Origin of the sequence: Corallococcus sp. CA053C, assembly GCF_003611675.1 — a bacterium.
Lineage (GTDB): Bacteria > Myxococcota > Myxococcia > Myxococcales > Myxococcaceae > Corallococcus.
The window spans coordinates 1-19,120 of sequence record NZ_RAWA01000172.1 but is presented as its reverse complement, the minus strand read 5'-3'; the positions used below and the strand labels follow the sequence as shown (position 1 = coordinate 19,120).

Here is a 19,120-nt window from a genome sequence, read left to right as displayed (position 1 = left end):
CCTTGCCACCCTCCGCCACGCCCTCGCAGAACCCGGGCAGCGCCTCGATGGGCGCCAGCTCCGTCGTCATGCCGAAGCGCGCGGAGAAGGGGATGAGCTTCCCATCGCAGTAGCCCACGACGTTGAGCTGGACGTCGTCGCCCAGCTCCAGCGGCTCTCCCGGAAGACGCTCGCGCTGGGTGGCCACGGCCCGGCGCTTCTCGTGGAAGCCGCGCAGCAGATCCTCCTCGGTCAGGTCGTCCGGGGTGGGGACGCGCACGGAGAGCCCCGCCAGGGAGGGGGCCGTCACACCGGGGAGCTTGAGCGACTCGGCGGAGGCGGTGGTCATCACCGGGCTCATCTTGAGAAGGCGCTCGACGCCCCCAGCAGGTCCTGGATTCCCTTGCTTGATGCTCACGAATGCTCCCGGAAGATAGGGGTGTCCGCGTCCGCGCCAATGGGGAACAAAGCGACGGCTCGGCATGGACCAAGGCTTAGTCCAGCCGAGCCGCTATGACAAACCGCGAAAGGATGACCGCGCTTCTTATTTAGAAGAAGGCGCCCACGATGCTGGACACCGTGGAGACCGCGGCGCCGATCTGGCTGACCACCGGGATGTTGGTGGCCGCGGCGATGGAGCCCACCGCGGTGATGACGGACGTGACCTTCTTGCCCGTGCTCGCGTTCTTGTCCATCAGCGTCGCGCCCGCGTTGGCCACGTCGATGGCCGCGATGGCGACGTTGACGCCCGGAGCGAACCGGCCCAGCGTCTTGGCGGCGGTGCCCGCGGCGGCCTTCGCGCCCGCCTTGAGGGCGACCTCACCGGCCTCCCGGCCCACGGTGGACAGCGCGGCCTTGGCGGCGGAGCGCGTGCCGCTGCCCAGGATGTTCTTGGCCAGCGTGCCGCCCGCCTTCGCGGCGTCCCCCGCGGCGGTGGTGATGGCCCGGCTCACGGCCTTCTTCGCGCCGCCCTCGAAGATGCCCTTGGTGGCGGCGTTCTTGACGGCCTTGAGCACGTCGTCGCTGGCGGCGGGGAGGGCCTTCTTGAAGGCCTCGGCGGCCTTCTTCCCGGCCTCCAGCTTGCCCTTCATGATGGTGCCGCCCAGCACGCCGCCCATCACCTTGCTGCCGACGATGCCGCCCGTCGCGGCGCTGACGGTGGCCTTGGCCGCGTCCAGGGACGACCGCGTGGCCGTGATGATGTCGTCCTTGCTGCCCGAGCGGATGGCCTGGCGGACGTCCTTGAAGGCCGTGGCGCCAGCCATCGCCGCGCCGGGGATGCCCGCGTAACGCATGGCGGCGCCCATGTTCGCGCCGAACTTGGTGAGGCCCTTGAAGGTGCCCTGGGCGAAGGTGGGGTTGCGGACGAAGTCCAGGTTCGTCTTCCCGAGGATCCCCTGCGCGCCCTTCGAGACGTTCTTGATCTGCTGGAAGGCGTCCTTGCCGAAGTTGACGGCCTTCGTGGCCTGGGTGGCGACCGCGACCCCGCCCTTGATGACCGACTTGTTTTCCTCAACCGTCTTCTGGACGGTCTGGACGGTCTTCTGGACGTTGGTGCGGACGGTGTTGAAGGTCTTCTTGATGTCGGGGAAACCCATGGGGGGCCTCGCAAATATGGAATGGATGGAACCTGCCCGGATTATCGGCGCGAACGTGCGCGAGTTGCGTGGGGCGTGCCCCATTTTCCGCTCCGCGCGGGCGAAGCGCAGCCGGGGCGCCAAGTCCTCGGAATCATTGGCTTGTTCCAGGTCTGCACGCTCGCTCGGTACAGCGGGACTCCCCCGCGAGGCTCTTCGAGGAGTCGATATCCCGCCGCGTCCCGTTTCGTCCCGTCCTGTTCCAGCCCGTTCCGCAGGCTCCTGCGACATACGTGCAACATGGCGGCGCTCGTCGCCGTGGAGCCGGAGCGCGGAACCAGCACCCTGCGAGCCTCAAAGCGGCTCCGCTCCCATTCCGGGCGCCCCCTCCTGGCAGGAGAAAGACCACCAAGCGCGAGAGGAGCTTGACCTGCGGGCTGTCCAGGCGGGCGAGGCGGCGCAACAGCCGCCGCTTCTCAGGAGTGCCATTGACGCCGGTTGGCAGCCTTGCCCCAGGGGCGTTCTGCGGGGGTTCCATCGGGGAGAACCCCATCAGCTCATCCGGCCCCCAGCGCGAAAGACAATACCCTCCCCCCATTGCCGATGTGACCCCACAGGGATCATACCGGGGTGGCCGTGTCGAGGTAACTCGGCCGGTCCTCCTCGTCCCGCTGCTCCTGCTCTTCCGGCGTGAGGTACTCCCGCGGCTCGGGGTCCTTGACCTCGAAGCCCTCGTCGTCGATCAGCAGCTCGGAGATCTGGTGTTTGTCGTCGTTGGTCAGCTCGATCAAGCCGGTGACCGCCAACGCGCCGAATCCGAACAGCGCGCCGACGAGGGGCCCCGCGGTCCCACTGAGTGCCAGGGACGCGAACAGGGTGCCCGCGCTGCCCGCGATGCCCACCGCTCCCTTGGCGATCTGCCCGGTGTGGCCGCCCTCAATGCCTTGCTGGACGTCCACGGCGCCCAGTCCGATGCCGAAAGCCGCGCCCAGCAGCGTGCCGCCTACGCCGGCCAGCTTGCCCACGTTGTTGATCTTGCCCAGCGTACTGGCCACCGCGCTGCTCGCGGCCGTTCCCCCCTGGGGGTTGACCAGGGTGTTGGCCAGCCACTTGCCGAACTTGGGGGCCTGGAGCCCCGCGCCGGTCACATCCAGCGCCGCGCCGGCGAATCCCAGGGCGCTCACGCCGATGAGGGCCTTGTTCTCGCTGCGCAGGCCCTCGGCGAGCACGAAGCCCGCCGCCGTGGCACCCAGTGCGCCGCCCACCACGGCCACGCCCCCCTTGACGTTCCTGATCTCGTCGATCTGGCTCTGCAGCCGCTCCTGGCCCAGCACCTCGTCGAGCGACTCGGAGAGGGGCAGGTTCCCCGTGTCCTTTTAGCGCGACGTCAGCTTCGCCTCGACGACCTCCAGGGCCTTGGTGCCACCGTTGTCCACGAACGCCTTGAGGGCCATGGCCGTGTTGGCGCCCGCCATGAGCAGCAGCTTCTCCTCGTCACTGTCTCCCTGGAACTGCGACTTGTCGGTGATGTCGCGGGGGTCCTTGCCGCCGGGGCCCGACAGGGTGAGCTTCTCGCCCTTCTCGTCCACGGAGGAGACGGCCTGGCGGCCCTCCGGATCCGTCACCGTGTTCTTCGTGCTCAGCAGCTGCACGCCCTCGTTCGACAGGCGCGACACGTCCTGCTGTTCGGCCGTGGACTTCTTGCCCTGGGGGTCGGTGTAGGTGCTCTGCGTGGCCTCCTCCTGGGTGACGCTGCCGTCGGAGTTCTTCTGGGTGGTGGAGGTGTAGTGCTGATCGAGATTGGTGCCGTCCGGATCCTGGCGATGCAGCTCCAGCTCGCGCAGGGAGCCGTCCTCGGCGTAGCTCCGGGTGGAGTTGCCTCCGACGTGGGCCAGCTTCTCGGGATCCGCCGGGTCCGGAGTCATGCCGTCGTAGCGCTCGGTGACGGTGCTGCCCGAGCGCTGGCGCTCGGTGAAGATGGTGGCATTGGGCTGACCCTCGAGGAAGGTCTGGGAGCGGTACGTGTCGCCCTTCTGGGTCTCCACGAGCCAGCGCTTGGGCACCTGCTGGGCGTCGTACAGGTTGTTGTTGTTGTCGAAGGCCTTCTCCCAGCCGCTGTCCTGATGCAGCTGGCGCACGGCGTTGAGGTCCTCGCGGTTGTGCGGCTGGGTGCCCGCTGCCTCCCCGTACTCGACATATTCGATGGAGGGGGGGAGCTCCCCGTAGGGGATGTCCGAGTCCGGCGTCGTCTCGGTCTTGAGCTCCTTGTCGTTGAAGGCGGTGGCCTGGACGTCACCCTGGGAAAAGCGCTGGATGCGCTGGTACTGGGGCGGCGCCTCGTTGCCATTCGCGTCCTTGGTGCCCGGGACGGGGATGGAATAGGTGTAGGTGTCGGCCCGGTCGATGTCCTGATTGAAGTCGAAGGGGCCCTTGAGCTTGTCGTCGATGCCGTTGCCGTTGTGCTGCTTGGAGAAGTTCGTCTCCGAGCCCTTCACCGCGCCGCCGCTCTGCGAGTACTCGCTCAGGGAGGAGATCTCCCCAAACGCGTCGCGGTGCAGGCGGTTGTCGGTGAAGGACACGTTCGGATCGCGCGACGTCTCGAAGTCCTCGAAGCGCTTCAGGTCCTGGACTTCGTTCTTGTCGCTCGGATACTCGGCGTGGCGCACGCGCGTGCCACCGTCCTGGAGCACCTCCACGTGGTCGCGCTTGTTGACGCCGTTCTCGTACGAGGCGGAGTCGAGGCTCAGCTTGGCCACGTCCGTGTCACGCTTGGCCACGGTGCGCTCGAGTTCGTTGCCGTCCTTGTCCGTGCGCACCAGCACGGCCTCGGTGTCGGAGATCTTCTTGGCGGACACGCCCTTGGGGCTCGGCTTCTTGCCCTCGGCCATGGCGAAGACATCGTCCACCTTCTTCTGCACCTCCGCGGTCAGGGTCTCCTGTCCCTTGTTGAGCTCGGCCTTGGTGTCCGCCACGCTCTGGACATCCACCTCCTGCTTCGCCCGCTCCTCACCCGAGAGGCCCTTGCGCTTGGCGTTGCTGGCGGCGCCGGCAGCGGCGAGGACGATGCCCTTGACGGAGGTGGAGGCCTTGGTCTGGGGGGCCTTGGTGGAGCCCACCTCGAAGGTGTCCCGCGCCGTGGTGCCCAGGGTCCCCTTCCTCGAGTTCGCCGTCGCCTGCGCCGCGGGCCGGGCGGCCGGCATGTTCCTCGCGGAGCTCGACTCGAAGCTGTCCCGAAACGTGCTGCCCTGAGCCGCCTTCTTCGTGGGCTCGTTCGCCGGGGCCTGCGCGGCGGACGGGGTGGCCTTCTCGCCACCCGTCTTGGCCTGCGGCGAGGTCGGCTTCGTGTCAAACGAGATCGGACGGTAGGTTCGGCTCGAGACAGTCATGACCGGGCTCCGTGAAGAACGGCGAGTTCACGAATCCCTACGCAAAATCCATGATTCTGGTTACAGAGGCTCCCGGCGGGTGGCGGCGCTGCGGTTGCCGGGCAAGCTCCAGGAGCAAGTGGCTCCGCTGTTGGCGGTGCTCAAGCAGGTCAACGAGCAGGTGTCGGCAATCGTACGAAACCGCGAAGCGCACCTGGCTGAGGGTGAAGACAGTGCGGTCCGGCGCTCCAGGCCGCTCGCTGAACCATCCATCCGCAGCCTCCATCCCTTGCTGCCATATGGAGGCGGAGGGAATCGAACCCACACGGCAAGGCGGAAGCAAGACCTCGCCTGGACGTGCGAGCCCCTCGAACTGAGGGTGAGCCACGGGAAGCCCTTGCATCCCTGCGAATAGGGCACGCGGCTCCCTCCTGGCCCACCCCGAATTCGTCAGTCCCGGCGCTGGACGTGCGCCACGGCAACACGTCGCACCGGGCTTACTTGAACGGGTGGCGAATCCACGTTGTCTGTTCGACTTCGTGGAGTATCCCGCTGCGCTTACCGGTGAGACAGGGTTCTTTCTTGTTCAGGTGGTCGTGCCGCCCCAGCCCGAGGCGCGAATCGTCCGAACAGACAATCTGGTCGTTCTCCGGGTCCACCCGCGCCGCGTATTTGACGAACCAGGGAAACCCGTCGAGCGCGTAGGGCTTGTCATCAATCCTGGCGACAAGCCAGAGTTTGTAGCTGTCGTATCCCTCGACCCAGAAGAGCGTCTCTGGCTTGTTCTTGTTCCGGTGGAGTTTGTCCTTGGCATGCTCCGTGGGGTCCACGGTGCTGGCCAGGAACTTCTCCGCGAACCCGTTGGGACCGCAGCGTGGCGCATCGTTGAAGTAGACTTCGATGCCCTCCTCATGTGCTTCCGTGCTCTCGTGCTGGGGCCCTGAGTAGAAGGGCAGGTCGCTTTCGTCCTGCTCCTCGAAACCATCCCAGCACGGGACACGCGTGAGCTTCTGCGTCAGCACCGACCTGACCTTGGAGTCGTAGTAGTAGGATTTCCGGGACGTGTAGATCGTGTTGGAGGCCCCCAGCACCACGGGGCGTTCGTCGTCCTCGCTCGTTCGCGCGAACTCCAAGGTCACGCGAACATTGATGTTCGGGCTCGACACGACCACGTAGCGGTAGGGGTGGTCGTCATCCTTCTGGAATTCAGCCTCCGTCGCGGCGAAGACGTTCTCGGGTTTACCGTCGACGAACGCCTTGTTCGTGCCCTCGACCTGGTACTCCCAGGTCCAGCCAAAGACGACTCCGTCGATCTTCTTCTTTTGCATCTGGATCGGATCCCTTGTGCCGCGGCTGGGCTTGCCCCGGGGTTCGTGGACACGGGGAAGCCGCCAACATAGCGGAGCCCGCGCTGCTCAACGCGTCCTCCAAGGGTCCCCTGGTGAGATGGCGGCGGGGGGGGTAGAACTTCTGGCCCGCTCGTGCGTTGAGTGACGCCATGACCTTCCACGTCCCGCGTGCCGTGCGCGTGCTCCTGCCCCTGGGGTTCGCCGCCCTCCTCGTGCTGCTGTCGCCCCGCGTCCTCGCGGCCCGCGCCACCACGCGCTCCCTGGGCGGCGCGAACCGGTACCTGACCCATGTGACCACCGACAAGCCGCTCTACCGCCCCGGGGAGCAGGTGCTGGCGCGGGGCCTGGTGCTGGAGGCCCTGAGCCGCAAGCCGTTCGCGGGGTCGCTCCAGGCCCAACTGGAGGTGCGGGGACCGAAGGGGGACGTCGTCACCACCCAGACGGTGTCCACGGCGGACGCCGTCTGGGGATACGCCTGGCCCATCCCCGCGGGTCAGCCCGGCGGCGAGTACACCCTGCGCGTCACCTACCCGTGGACGGGCGCGGCCCCCGCGGAGCGGAAGTTCGACGTGCGCTCCTACCGGGCCCCCCGGCTCAAGTCGCAGATTGAATTCCTCCGGGACGGCTATGGGCCGGGTGACACCGTCACCGCCACGCTGGACGTGAAGCGCGCGGAGGGCGGCATCCCCGAGGGCGCGAAGGTGACGGCCACCGCGCTCGTCGACGGCGCCACCGCGGCGCAGGTGCCGTGCACGGTGGACGGCAAGGGGCGCTGCACGGTGCGCTTCCCGCTGCCGGCGGCGATGGAGCGCGGCGAGGGCACGCTGGCCTTCACCATCGAGGACGGGGGCGTGGTGGAGTCGGCGGCGAAGACGATCCCCATCCTCCTCCAGACCCTGGACCTGACCCTGTTCCCGGAGGGCGGAGACCTGGTGGCGGGGCTCGCGTCGCGCGTCTACTTCGAGGCGCGCACGCCCGCGCGCAAGCCGGCGGACCTGGTGGGCCGCGTGGTGGAGGTGGGCACCGGCCGCGTCGTCGCTCGGGTGCGCTCCGAGCACGAGGGCCGTGGTCGCTTCGAGCTGACCCCGCAGGCGGGGGTGCGGTACGCGCTGCGCATCGACTCGCCGTCGGGCATCCAGAAGAGCTTCCCGCTGCCGGACGTGAAGCCGAGGGGCGCCGTCCTCCGCGTGCGCGAGGACGTGGTGCCCGCCGGCAGGCTGGTGCAGCTCGCCGTGGGGCTGTCCGGCGTGGGCCGCGCGACGGTGACGCTGAGCCAGCGCGAGGTGCAGGTCGCCTCGGTGGTGCTCGGGGACACGCAGGGCGGGCCGGTGACGTTGGATCCGGGCGAGGCGGACGGCGTGCTCGTCGCCACGGTGTGGGACCACGACGGGCGGCCCCTCGCGGAGCGGCTGGTGTTCCGTCAGCCCTCGAAGGAGGTGACGGTCGAGCTGAAGGCGGACCGCAAGCGCTACGTGCCCGGTGGCCCGGTGCAGCTCACGGCCCGGACGACGCGCGACGGTAAGCCCGTCTCCGCGCTGGTGATGCTCACCGTCACGGATGATGCGGTGCTGGAGCTCCAGGAGAAGCGCGACCAGGCGCCGCAGCTCCCGGTCATGGTGCTGCTGGAGCCCGAGGTGAAGGAGCTGGCCGATGCGCAGCTCTACCTCGACGCGAAGAACCCGAAGTCGAAGCTGGCGGTGGACCTGCTGTTGGGGACGCAGGGCTGGCGGCGCTTCGCGCTGACCGACACGCAGGGCTTCCTCGCCCGGCATGGTGACGCGGCGATGCGCGTGCTCGCGGTGCGCTGGCCGCAGGAGCCCGTCCTCCGGCCCCGGCCGTCCACCCGCGGGGGCGGACGGGGCGACGCCGTCGCCGTCGCTGGCGTGCAGCGGGCGCCTGCGATGGCGCAGCCCGTGATGGAGCAGGAAGCCATGTTCGCGGAGGTCGCCGACGACGGTGCAGGCCAGCTCATGGGCGGTGTGGTTCCCGGCGTGGCCCTGGGCGTCGCGGAGGCGCCCATGGCCCCAGCCGCGGTGGCCCCGGCTCCCGTGCTCCTGGCGGAGGCGAAGGAGGAGGAGGCGCCGATGGACAAGGCGGCCCGGCACGCGAAGCGGGACATGAGCATGATGGAGCGGAGGCGCATCATGGCGCCGCAGGTCTACCTCCGCGAGTTCGCGCACACGGTGCGGCCGAACCGCAAGGCGGGGGACCGGGTCGACTTCGCGGAGACGCTCTACTGGAACGCCGGGGTGCGCACGGATGCCCGCACCGGCGAGGCGCGGGTGTCCTTCGCGATGAGCGACTCCGTCACCACGTTCAAGGCGTTCGCGGGGGCGGTGGGCGGCGACGGCGCGCTCGGCTCGGCGGTGGCGGAGCTGGAGTCGGTGCAGCCGTTCTACGCGGAGCCCAAGCTGCCCCTCGAGGTGACGTCGGGAGACGTGGTGCGGCTGCCGGTGGCGCTGGTGAACGGGACGGAAGGACGGCTCGCCGGAGCAGGGGTGAAGGTGGAGCTGAAGGGCGACGTGAAGGTCTCTGGCAGCGGCACGCTGGACCTGGCCTCGCAGGCGCGGGCCCGGCAGCTCTTCTCGCTGGAGATTGGCCAGGAGGCGCGGCCGGTGGACGTGAAGCTCACGGCGAGCGCGGGCGAGTACACGGACGTCGTCACCCGCACGCTGTCCATCAAGCCCCGGGGCTTCCCGGGCCGCGTGTCCTTCGGCGGGCTGCTGTCCGCGAAGGGGCCGGCGGGGCACCGCGTGGTGCTCCCCGCGAGCGTGGTGCCCGGCAGCGTGCGGACGTCCATCGCCGTTTACCCGGGCCCGCTGGCCAACATGACCGAGTCGCTGGCCCGCCTCATCCAGGAGCCCTCCGGCTGCTTCGAACAGACCAGCTCCACGACGTACCCGATGACGATGGCGCAGCAGTACTTCCAGACGCACACCGGCGTGAGCCCCGAGCTGGTGGCGAGCGCGCGCGAGAAGCTGGAGCGGGGCTACCAGCGGCTGGTGGGCTACGAGACGTCCGAGAAGGGCTACGAGTGGTTCGGGCAGGCCCCGGGCCATGAGGCGCTGACCGCGTTCGGCCTCTTGCACTTCACGGACATGCGCCAGGTGCGCGAGGTGGACACCGCGATGCTGGAGCGCACGCGCGAGTGGCTCCTCCAGCAGCGGGACGGGCAGGGCGGCTTCAATCGCAAGCGCCGCGCGCTGCACGTGTGGGTGGAGGACGCGGACACGTCAAACGCATACATCCTCTGGACGCTGCTGGAGAGCGCGAGCAATCCCGTCTCCCAGGCGAAGGCGCTGTCGCGCGAGGTCGCCTCGCTGAAGGCCGCGGCGGCGAAGAGCACCAACAGCTACGTGGTGGCGTTGGCGGCCAATGCGCTGGCGCTCGCCGGTGACTCCGCCGAGGCGCGGGCGCTGATGGGCCGGCTCGCGTCCCTGCAGGGGAAGGACGGGGTGGTGGGCGGCGCGACGCAGTCCATCGTGGGCAGCTCCGGGGAGACGTTGAACATCGAGACCACCGCGCTGGCGACGCTCGCGTGGATGCGCGATCCCTCCCACGTGGGGAACGTGGAGCGCGCGATGAAGTTCCTCGCGGAGTCCAGCGACGGTGGCCGCTACGGGGCGACGCAGAGCACGGTGCTCGCGCTGCGCGCCATCATCGCCTACGACAAGGCGCGCGCGTCGAAGCTCACCCCGGGCCTGGTGCGCGTGTACGTGGAGGGCCGCCCGGTGGGCGAGCCCGTGCGCTTCGACGGCTCCACCCAGGAGGCCCTCAAGCTGCCCGACGTGAGCGCGCTGCTCGGAGCGGGCGAGCGCCGCGTGGAGCTGCGGATGGAGGGCGGGGCGGAGCTGCCGTACTCGGTGGAGGTCACCTACAGCGCGCTCGTGCCGGACAGCTCGAAGGACACGGCGGTGGCGCTGGAGGTGGCGCTGGCGAAGACGGACCTCACCGAGGGCGAGCCCACCGAGGCGCGGGTGGTGATGGTGAACCGCACGGGCCAGCGGCTGCCCACGGCGGTGGCCATCTTCGGCGTGCCGGGCGGGCTGGAGGTGCGGCATGACCAGCTCAAGGAGCTGGTGAAGCGGCAGGTGGTGGATGCGTACGAGGTGCTGGGGCGCGACGTCGTCCTGTACTGGCGCGGCATGGAGCCCCACAAGCGCATCGACGTGGCGCTGTCCCTGGTGGCCGCGGTGCCCGGCACGTACACGGGCCCGGCCAGCCGCGCGTACCTGTACTACGCGGACGAGCACAAGACGTGGAGCGACGGCGTGAAGGTCTCCATCGCCCCGAAGTCGTAGCACCGTGAACGTCGCGCGGCAGCCCGGCCCCATCTCACGCGTCGCGTGGGCATGGGGTCGGGTAGGGTGGCAGGCATCATGGCTTCCATCCGCTCTGCCGCTCTCTCCTGCCTCGTCGTGCTCGGCTTCATCGCTGCTTGCGGCGACAACTCCAACCCCGACCCCGTCGATCCACCCGACGCGTCCGTGCCGGCCTGCGACAACGCCGCCTTCACGCGGTGCGGCGACTCCTGCGTGAACACCGCGAGCGACGCGGCTCACTGCGGGGGTTGCGGCCTGGCCTGCGCTACCGGCCAGGCCTGTGAGGGCGGGGCATGCATCTCGGTCTGCCAGATTGGCGACCAGCAGGTCAGCGCCGGGGCGGTGAACGCGGCGAACGCGTGCGAGCAGTGCATGCCATTGATGTCCGCGACCACGTGGACGCAACTCGCGGACGGGACGTCGTGCAGCCCGGGACAGGTCTGCGTGTCCGGCGTGTGCAGCCCGAAGTGCCTCATCAACGGCGAGGTCCAAGCCGCGGGGGCGCCGAACCCGGCGAACGCCTGCGAGGTGTGCGCGCCCGCGACGTCGACGACGACGTGGTCGGCGCGCGCGAGCGTTCCGCTGCTGGTCGGCGGCACCGACATCGCGGCGCAGGGTTGGGCGACGGTCACGCAGGCGCCGAACACGCTCACGTACGGCGCGGACCACGTTCGCCTCGCGACGTCGACGAACACCGGTGCGCGGACGAGCGGGCAGCTGCTCATCACACGGGCGAACGCGTTCGACGCAACGAAGCCGTTCAAGCTCCAGGTGACGATGCAGGTCGAGTCGGCCAACACCCACAACTCACTCGACAGCGGCGCAGCCCTCCTGGGGAGCTTCACGTCGCCGTTCGGCAACGCCACGGATCGTTCGCAGATGATCTACCTCGACAGCGCGGCGGTTGGCTGGGCGGATGACACCCAGTCGGCGGCGTTCCCGGTGACCGACGGCGCGTACCATGTCTACGAGCTCGCGGTGGATGCCGCGAAGGTGGCGACGGTGAGCATCGACGGCGTCGCGAAGCTCACGCGGAACAACTTCACGGTGACCGGCACCATCGCCATCGGCGACCAGACCAACGACCCGAAAGTCGACGGAGTGGTGCGGATCAAGTCGGTCGAGCGGCTCTGTCCTTGATCAGGCTCACCGCTCGCAGCGCAGCGCCACCGCGTGGGGGTTGTCCAGGTAGTCCTGCCAGAACTCCCGGCCGAACCGGGAGAGGCCCTCGGGGGAGCACTCGGGCTGCATCCAGGTGAGGTGCTGGAAGCCCGCTTCGCGCAGCGCCTGCTCGTGGGTGGCCCGGCTCCAGTAGGAGAAGTGGATGGTGAAGGGGGTCTTCGTGTGCAGCTCCGCGGAGATCGCCTGCCCCTCCCGAGGGGCCTCCGGGAAGTCCAACATCGAAATCCCATAGCGGGTGCTGTTGGGCCCCTTCGCGCTGAACCCGGGGTTGAACGCGTAGGTGACGAAGCGGCCCCCGGGCTTCAGGTGGGCATGGATGTTCCGGCACATCCGCAGCAGGTGTTCGGGCGAGTGCGCGTAGTGCAGGAGATAGACGGCCGTCACGCAATCAAAGACACCCAGCGGGGCCATGTCGGCCACGTCCGACACGCGGTACTCGAGGCCCAGCGGTCGGGCCTCTTCCTGTCGCCGGGCGCTGGCAATCATCTCCTCGGAGATGTCCACACCCACCACCCACTGGGCGCCGCGCGCCTTGAGCTGCCGCGTGTACAGCCCGTCGCCACACGCCAGGTCCAGGACGCTTTGCCCCTCCACGGAGCCGAGCGCCTGGAAGAAGGTGTGGCCCTCGATGTACTCCGAGCGCACCGGCAGGACATCCCAGTCCGCGACCTTCTCTCCAATCTGGTCATACTGCGCTGACATCTCTCACGACCTTTCGACTCAGGGGGTTCGGGGAGCGTGTCATCGCACTTCCAGGAGGCTTCTGCCCCCCGGAATCAGGCGGGCCAGCAGCGCCGCCAGCGCGGAGGCGGTCGCCAGCAGCGTCACCGCCACCCAGCCCCACCGGGCCAGCAGGAGGCTGCCGCTCACCGCGCCGACGGACATGCCGATGAACATGCAGACGAACAGCACCGCGTTGAGCCGGCTGCGTGCGGCGGGGTCGATGCCGAAGACGATCGTCTGATGCGCCACGAGCATGATCTGCGCACCCAGGTCGAAGCCGATGGCGCTGGCGGCGATCAGCCATAGCCGGGCGTTCGGCTCGAGCCACGGCACCGCGAGCATCGCGGCGAAGGAGACGACGGCCAGTCCCGCACCCAGGCGGGTGACCACCTCCGGGCCGAAGCGGTCCGAGACGCGGCCCGCGATCGGCGCGCCCAACGCCCCCGCCGCGCCCGCCAGGCCGAAGGCACCGGCCGCCGCGCTCCCCAGGTGAAACGGTGCGCCATGCAGCATCACGGCGAGGGTGGACCAGAACGCGCTGAAGCCCACCGACACCAGCCCCTGCGCCAGCGCCGCCCGGCGAAGGGCGCCGTACCGGCTCCACAGGCTGGCGAGCGAACCGAGCAGCGCGCCATACGAGAGCGTGCTCGTCGGACGGAAGCGGGGCAGGCCGCGCCAGGCCGCCACGCCCACCAGGGCCACGCTGGCGGCGGCGACCATGTACATGGCGCGCCAACCGAAGTGCTCGGCGACCACGCCGCTGATGACGCGGGACAGGAGGATGCCGAGCAGCAGGCCCGTCATCACCGTGCCCACCACCTTGCCGCGCTCGTGCTCGGGGGCCAGGGTCGCGGCGGCCGGCACGATGTCCTGCGCCAGGGTCGCCGTCAGGCCGACGGCGAAGCTCACCGCCAGCAGCAGGCCGATGCCCGGGGCGATGCCGCCCAGCAGCAGCGCCACGCTCAGCAGTGCGGCCTTGAGGAGGATGATGCGGCGCCGGTCGAAGCGGTCGCCCAGCGGCGTCAGCAGCAGGATGCCCAGCGCGTAGCCCAACTGGGTGAGCGTGGGCACGAGACCCACCGCGGTGTCGGAGGCGCCGAGGGAGGACCCCATCACCCCCAGCATCGGCTGGCTGTAATAGATCGACGCCACCGACAGTCCGGCGCCCGAGGCCAGCAGCAGGCGCAGGCCGCTCGACAGGGGCTCGTTGCCGCTGGGGCTGACGGCGGTGGGCACGGTGCCGTGACCGGCGGTTGCATGTACGGGACGAATGAAGGACATGGGGTTTACCTCTGGCGCTGCGAGTGAAGTGACAGTGCGCCAGAGGGAGGGCCATCGGTAGTAGCGTGCTCCGCACAGCCGATATACGCCCCACGTATGCCCAGACCTTCAAAGCCGGCCCGGCCGCGTGCCTCCCAGAAGCGGACGCCCCCACCTGGCGCGCCCGCCACCGCCGACCGGCTGGAGCTGATGCAGACCTTCCTCCGCATCGTCGACGCGGGGAGCCTGTCCTCCGCCGCCGCGCAGCTGGGCACCACGCAGCCGACGGTGAGCCGCCGGCTCCAGGCGCTGGAGCGCTCACTGGGGCTGCGGCTGCTCCAGCGCTCCACCCACGCGATGAAGCTCACCGAAGACGGTGCGCGCTGCTACGAACGGGCGAAGGAGCTGCTGGCCAGCTGGGACCTGCTCGAAGCCGACCTGCGTGGCGCGCGCGACGAACCGGAGGGCACGCTGCGCGTCGTGGTGCCCCATGCGTTCGGGCAGCAGCTGCTGGTGGAGCCGCTGACGGAGTACCTGCATCGCCACGCGCGCGTCTCCGTCGAATGGCTGTTGCACGACCGGGCGGTGGACTTCATCGCGGATGGGATTGATTGCGCGATCCACGTCGGCGAGGTGCATGACCCCAGCGTGGTGGCGATCCGCGTGGCCGAGGTGCCGCGCATCGTCGTGGCCGCGCCGTCGGTGCTGGCGGGAGTCCCGGTGCCGACCCATCCCGACGAACTCGCGCGGCTGCCCTGGCTGTCATTGCGCACGTTCTATCGCAACGAGATTTCACTGACCCACGTGGCCACCGGCGAGGTCCAGCCCATCGTCTTCCAGCCGCGCGTGAGCACGGACAGCCTCTACGCCCTCCGCAGCGCCGCGGTGAAGGGGCTCGGCGTCTGCGTGGGCTCGTCCTGGGTGATGCAAGAGGACCTCGTGCGCGGCCGACTCCTGCACCTGGTGCCGCACTGGCGGGCCGCGCCCCTGCCCATGTCCCTGCTCTATCCGTCCGCGCGGTTCCATCCGGCGAGGCTGCGCCGGTTCGTGGAGTTGATGCGGGAGACGATCCCGGTGGCCCTGGCGGAGGCCACGCACCGGGGATGATTCCCGGTCGCGTGGACCCGTCCCAGGTGGGTGCGGCAGTGCCTGCAAGTCAACGCATGTCTGTCCATGCACTCGTGGGGAAAGAGGGAATAGGCTAGCCTGCATTCCAAGACTTTCTTGGGGGGTGCCCACTCGCTCAAACGAGCCTCCACCTCTGCCATGTCTGGCGAAGCGGAACGCGTCGAGGAGTGCTCACGCATGCAGTCATGTCCCCAGGAAGCGACGCTGACGGACTTTCTGGCGGGGCTGCTCTCCGAAGAGCAGCGGGCCTCCGTCCTGGCCCACGTGGAAGGCTGTGGGGACTGCCGGTGGGTCCTGGCGGTGGGGGAGGGCGCCCAGGTCTCCTCCGGCGCTCCGACGGCCCTCGCGCAAGCGCCTTCCCAGCCACCGCTGCTCCCTGGCACCCGGGTCTCCCGGTACGTGGTGCGAGAGCGCCTCGGCTCCGGAGCGATGGGTGTCGTGTTCGCGGCGGATGACCCGGAACTGGGCCGCCGGGTGGCCCTCAAGGTGCTGCGCCCCGAGGGGCGCCAACGCGAAGAACTGCAGCAGCGGCTGCTGCGCGAGGCACAGTCGCTGGCCCGGCTCGCTCATCCCAATGTCGTCACCCTCTACGACGTGGGCACCCATGGAGACGGCGTCTTCCTGGCCATGGAACTGGTGGAGGGCACCACCCTGGCGGAGTGGATGCAGCAGCCGCGTCCCTGGAGGGAGGTGCTCCGGGTCTTCCTCGAAGCCGGCAAGGGCCTGGCGGCCGCGCATGCCGCGGGACTGGTGCACCGCGACTTCAAGCCCGCCAACACGCTCCTGGGCAAGGAGGGCCGGGTCTTCGTGACGGACTTCGGCATCGCCCGGTCGCTCCTCCCGGAAACAGGCGCTCCGCTCCAGGCGCACGACGAGGACGCCGTCGCTTCCCTGGGGCACCTCACCCGGACGGGCCAGCTTCTCGGCACGCCCGCCTACATGGCTCCGGAGCTCTTTCAGGGCCAGCGCGCGGACGCCCGCTCCGACGCGTTCAGCTTCTGCGTGGCGCTCTACGAGGCCCTCTTCGGCGTGCGCCCCTTCCAGGGGGAGACGCTGAAGGAGCTGACCCAGGCCGCGCTGCAAGGAAGCCTCAGCCCCCCGAAGCGCGAGGTGAAGCTTCCAGCCCGGGTCCGGCGCGCGGTCCTCCGGGGGCTCCGACCGAAGCCCCAGGAGCGCTTCCCCTCCATGGAATCCCTCCTGGCGGCGCTCACGCCACGCCCCATCCGGTGGCTGACGCGGATGATGGTCACGGCGGCCGTGGCCGGAATCGTGGGAACCCTCACGGCCTACGGAGCGGTGCAGCGGCAGGGGGACACCTGCGAGCAGGACGTGGAGAAACTCGCGGCGGCCTGGGGCCCCGCGCGACGCGAGCGGGTGCGTGCGGCCTTCCTCTCCACGGGCCTGCCCTACGCCCCATCGGCCTGGAAGCAGCTGGCGGCGGTGCTGGACACCCATGCCACCCAGTGGCGGACGCTTCGCACCGAGGCCTGCATGGCCACAGGCCATGACACCGGCGATAGAGCCTGGCAGACGGCCGCGTGCCTCGACGCGCGGCTATGGCAACTCGCGGCCGTCACCGAGGTGCTGGAAAAGGCAGACGCGGAGACAGTCAAGAACGCACACCAATTGGCGGCTTCCCTTGAAGGGCTCACCGGCTGCCGGGACACCCCTGGGCTCTCGGGCCGCCCGCAGCCACCGGAAATCCTCCGTCCCCGCGTGGATGAAGTCCGGCGCAAGTTGGCCCAGGCCCAAGCGGACCTCGCCGCGCGCCGGTTACACCAGGGGCTTGGCGTGACAGCAGCCCTCCTCCAAGAGATCCGAGGCCTTGACTACCGGCCACTGGAGGCGGAGGTGCTCCTGGTCCATGGCGAGCTCCACCAACTGCTCGAAAGACGGAAGGAAGCAGAGGCATTCCTCTACCAGGCACTCTGGGCCGCCGAGGCCGGACGTGACGACGAGTCCGTGGCTCGTGCATTGCTTCTCCTCGTCTCCGAGGTGGCCGAGGCCCATCCGTCCCGTGACGAGGAAGTGGAGAAGCTCATCCGCCACGCCCAGGCCGCCGTGGAGCGACTTGGGCGAGAGCGCTTCCCAGACATCACGGCGGACCTGTACCTCCGCGTGGGGTCGGCGCGGACGCTTCAGCAGAAGCTTGCCGATGCGGAGGCTGACATCCTTCATGGCTTGAATTTCGTGCGCAAGCATCAGGGGCCGGAAGACCTCCGCATGGCCCTCCTCCTCCATCGGCTTGGATGGATTCGATTCTTCCAGGCGCGTCAATCAGAGGCGATGGAGCTCCATCTCCAGGCGCTCGAACAGCGCAAGCGTCTACTGGGCTCCGACCACCCCATCCTTGTTCGTTCCTACGACAGCCTCGCCTTGACGTACGCGGAGATGGGCCGGAAAGCCGATGCCATCGACGCATGGCATCGGGCCCTGGCCATCATCGAGGCGGCAGCCACCCCGGAGACTCCTGAGCTCGCACGCATGTTCCAGCGCCTGGCCACACACCTACGCTTCGAGGGCCAGTGGGAGGAAGCGGGGTCCATGATCGAGCGGTCGCGCGCCATCTTCGAGCGCACCCTGGGGCCCGACAACGCCAACGTCCTCCTGGTGCTCCAAGAGCAATCAGCCATTTCCCTGGGCGCCGGTCGGCACGACGACGCACTCCGTCTCGCCACCCAGGCCGTGGAGCTTGCCCAGCGGTCATTCGATCCCTCCTATGCGGTATGGCCGCTGAAGATCCGCGCCGAGGTACACCTGCGCGCGGGCCGCCATGCCGCGGCTCGGCGCGACCTGCAGGATGCCCTGCGTTGGCTGGAGAAAGAGTCTGGCCCGAAAAGCGGCGTCGCCACGGTGATACTCATTCCCCTGGCTCAGCTGGCCCTGGTCACCCAGGCTCCCAAGGAGGCTCTTGCGTATTGCGAGCGTGCACGCAACCTCGTCGATGGTGCGCAGGCCTTGCCTCACTTTGACGTCGCAGGCGCCCTGACCTGCGCCGGAGAAGCCCACCTCGCCCTGGGTGCAGCCAGCAAGGCGGTGCCGATGCTTGAGCGCGCCCGGCACATCCAGCGCCAGCAATCCGTGGCACCGGAGCTGGCCGCGAAGACCACGTTTCTGCTGGCCCGAGCGCTTCTTGAAACACGCACCGCCCCTGACCGGGCGCGCGCGCTCACGCTGGCCGAGGAAGCGCGAGCGGGAATGGAGTCCGCGGGAGCCCGCGGTAAGCCTGAGCTTCAGAAGATCCTGGCCTGGCAGCGACGCATGGGGACGCGATGAAGCGTGATGTCGGGCGTCATCGCATCCCCATGCGACCTCACTTCACGATGCGGTAGATGTGGTGCGAGTACTCCGCGGCGAACGCGTCCGTGAACCTGCTGCCGGAGTAGGTGAGGGTGCGGCCCTCGCCAACCACCTCGATGGTGCCGCTCGTGGGGAGCTCGAGCGGGAGGGTGAAGGTGTAGGTCCCGCTGGTGTACTGCCGCTTCTGCATCGCGAAGACATACGCCGCGCCGTCGCGGAACTTGAGCATCGTGCTCAGGTTCGGGTTGAACTGCCACACGTAGGACTGCGTGTTGAGCACCCGGGCCAGTGACTTCACCTGCGCATTGATGGCCTTCACCCGGTCGCGGGTGGCCTGGTAGGCGGGCCGGGTGTCATTGAGCACGTCCGTGCTGGACGGGTTCGCCGTCGTGTCGGAGAAGACGTGGGAGAAGTACGCCACCACGCGCGCCTCGTGGATGAGCGTGGACCAGACGGCGCCCTCCACCTGGTTGGCATTGAGGGTGCTCCCGGTGGCCTGTCCCCCCAGCTCCACGACGATGCCGAGCGCGGAGCGGGGGTTGCCGTTGTTGCCCGCGCCGGAGGCGGTCCGCAGGTTCTTCATCAGGACCTCGCCGTAGTTGGAGGCCCGCCGCACCTCGCTCGCGGGGATGCCGAACCAGTTGACGGCCTCCGCGCCGATGTTGCCGTCCGTGTAGAAGTAGATGTCACCGGTGACCATGCCCAGCCGCCAGTTCGCCCGGCTGTCCGGCCCGGCCGCGCCGTTGAGGGCGATCTCCCGGTCGCTATCCCCCCACCACATCAGGGCGCCCTTGCCGACGTTCGCGTAGATGAAGGCGGACGGGTTGTTCAGCCGCTGGTACTCGGTGTTGTAGAGCGTGAAGCCGCAGCGGCGCGGATCATCCGGGATGCAGACGTCGTAGCCGCCGTAGTTGCCGGTCCACACGTCCCAGCCC

General features: G+C 69.2%; 11 protein-coding genes and 1 pseudogene. 4 read left to right on the top strand and 8 right to left on the bottom strand.

Translation table 11 applies throughout. The features are described from left to right. From D7V97_RS22310 to D7V97_RS22285, 5 genes and pseudogenes are all read right to left on the bottom strand, one after another. Nucleotides 1–328: pseudogene (locus D7V97_RS22310) on the bottom strand (peptidylprolyl isomerase); the annotation flags it as partial. Between the two features lie 199 nt (nt 329–527). Further along, entirely contained in the window at nt 528–1,577 is a 1,050-nt protein-coding gene (locus D7V97_RS22305) for a hypothetical protein (RefSeq protein ID WP_120612676.1), read from the bottom strand. Nucleotides 1,578–2,176: 599 nt separating this feature from the next. Further along, a complete protein-coding gene (locus tag D7V97_RS22300; RefSeq protein WP_120612675.1) occupies nt 2,177–2,890 on the bottom strand; it encodes a hypothetical protein in 714 nt (237 codons plus the stop codon). A gap of 42 nt (nt 2,891–2,932) precedes the next feature. Then, on the bottom strand, nt 2,933–4,942 hold the full coding sequence (locus D7V97_RS22295; protein WP_120612674.1) for a hypothetical protein: 2,010 nt from the start codon (nt 4,940–4,942) through the stop codon (nt 2,933–2,935). Nucleotides 4,943–5,418: 476 nt separating this feature from the next. Further along, nucleotides 5,419–6,249, bottom strand: a complete 831-nt coding sequence (locus D7V97_RS22285) for a hypothetical protein (RefSeq protein WP_120612672.1) — start codon at nt 6,247–6,249, stop codon at nt 5,419–5,421. Between the two features lie 170 nt (nt 6,250–6,419). Between D7V97_RS22285 and D7V97_RS46530 the strand changes: the two genes are divergently transcribed. Both D7V97_RS46530 and D7V97_RS22275 read left to right on the top strand, forming a co-directional pair. After that, nucleotides 6,420–10,571 (top strand): MG2 domain-containing protein, encoded by a 4,152-nt coding sequence (locus D7V97_RS46530; protein ID WP_120612671.1) that lies wholly within the window; start codon nt 6,420–6,422, stop codon nt 10,569–10,571. 78 nt (nt 10,572–10,649) lie between these two features. Then, a complete protein-coding gene (locus tag D7V97_RS22275; protein WP_120612677.1) occupies nt 10,650–11,732 on the top strand; it encodes a hypothetical protein in 1,083 nt (360 codons plus the stop codon). A 6-nt stretch (nt 11,733–11,738) separates the two neighbouring features. Here the strand turns inward: D7V97_RS22275 and D7V97_RS22270 are convergent, their stop codons facing one another. Both D7V97_RS22270 and D7V97_RS22265 read right to left on the bottom strand, forming a co-directional pair. Continuing rightward, nucleotides 11,739–12,476: a class I SAM-dependent methyltransferase gene (locus tag D7V97_RS22270; protein WP_120612670.1), complete on the bottom strand. Its 738-nt coding sequence runs from the start codon at nt 12,474–12,476 to the stop codon at nt 11,739–11,741. Nucleotides 12,477–12,515: 39 nt separating this feature from the next. Next, on the bottom strand, nt 12,516–13,778 hold the full coding sequence (locus tag D7V97_RS22265) for an MFS transporter (RefSeq protein ID WP_120612669.1): 1,263 nt from the start codon (nt 13,776–13,778) through the stop codon (nt 12,516–12,518). A gap of 96 nt (nt 13,779–13,874) precedes the next feature. On the opposite strand from D7V97_RS22265, the gene D7V97_RS22260 reads away from it, so the two are divergent. Both D7V97_RS22260 and D7V97_RS22255 read left to right on the top strand, forming a co-directional pair. Then, the gene (locus D7V97_RS22260) at nt 13,875–14,864 is read left to right on the top strand and encodes a LysR family transcriptional regulator (protein WP_120612668.1); all 990 of its coding nucleotides are present in this window, start codon (nt 13,875–13,877) and stop codon (nt 14,862–14,864) included. 159 nt (nt 14,865–15,023) lie between these two features. Beyond that, nucleotides 15,024–18,161, top strand: coding sequence for a tetratricopeptide repeat protein (locus D7V97_RS22255; protein ID WP_120612667.1), 3,138 nt, complete (start codon nt 15,024–15,026; stop codon nt 18,159–18,161). A gap of 37 nt (nt 18,162–18,198) precedes the next feature. Here D7V97_RS22255 and D7V97_RS44755 read toward each other — a convergent pair. After that, on the bottom strand, nt 18,199–19,120 hold a 922-nt coding region (locus D7V97_RS44755), incomplete at its 5' end, for a hypothetical protein (protein WP_199728896.1).